Raw genomic sequence first — 944 nt, 5'->3', positions numbered from 1 at the left:
GAAGGCCGGTGCCGCGGCCGCGGCGGGCACGGTGCTGGCGCTGACCTGGCTGAACCCGCACGTATACCTGGACACCGTGCTGCTGCTCGGCGCGGTGGCGAACAGCCAGGGCGGCGGGCGCTGGTGCGTCGGGGCCGGCGCCATGCTCGCCAGCATCCTCTGGTTCTGTGCGCTGGGCTTCGGGGCCCGGCTGCTGCGGCCGGTCTTTGCCCGGCCCGGCGCCTGGCGGATCCTCGACGGGCTGATCGCCCTCGTCATGGCCGCCCTGGGCCTCCGGCTCGCGCTGGGTCCCTAGCCGGGGACGGCGGCAGGGCCTAACCTCTACCCGTGGGGCGGCCGAAGGGAAGGTGGACCGGTGCCGGACACGGACGGGCAGGGCGCGGCCGAGGCCGACATGGCCGCAATTGACCTTGTCGAAATTACGGCGGCGACCTGGCCGCTGTTCGAGGAACTGCTGGGCCCGGGCGGGCTGCAGGGCGGCTGCTGGTGCTCCTGGTTCCGGCTCTCCGCCAAGGCCTATGACGCCGCGGGCGCGGAGGAACGCAAGGCCTTTGTCCACGGCCGGGTCCGGGACGGGGAGCCCTTCGGCCTGGTGGCGGTGGCCGGCGGCGTGCCGCTGGGCTGGGTCTCGGTGGCGCCGCGCGCCTGCCATGCCCGGCTGCTGCGGTCCCCGATCGCCCGGCCGCCCGAGGGGGAAGAGCAGGCCGGGGACGCCTGGTCCGTGGCCTGCTTCTACGTCACGGCCCGGGCCCGCGGACGGAACCTGACCGGCCGGCTGCTGGAGGCCGCCGCGGGGTACGCGCGGGGGCATGGCGCCCGCGTCCTGGAAGGCTACCCGGTGGACCCGGGCGGGGACCGGATGCCGCCCGCCGGGCTGTACCACGGCACGCTCGGGATGTTCCTGCGGGCAGGCTTCGAGCCGGTGGAGCGCCGGGGCCGCCGCC

2 protein-coding genes are annotated in these 944 nt (G+C 76.2%); both read left to right on the top strand.

All coding sequences use genetic code 11. From position 1 onward, the window contains the following. On the top strand, nucleotides 1–295 hold a 295-nt coding region (locus ACFQ36_RS22990; RefSeq protein ID WP_377017913.1), incomplete at its 5' end, for a LysE/ArgO family amino acid transporter. A 60-nt stretch (nucleotides 296–355) separates the two neighbouring features. After that, nucleotides 356–944, top strand: a 589-nt coding sequence (locus ACFQ36_RS22985; protein ID WP_377017911.1) for a GNAT family N-acetyltransferase, incomplete at its 3' end; no start/stop codon positions are given.

Origin of the sequence: Arthrobacter sp. GCM10027362 (assembly GCF_042679445.1) — a bacterium.
Lineage (GTDB): Bacteria > Actinomycetota > Actinomycetes > Actinomycetales > Micrococcaceae > Crystallibacter.
The sequence above is the reverse complement of the archived record's forward strand: the minus strand, read 5'-3'. Positions and strand labels throughout refer to the sequence as shown.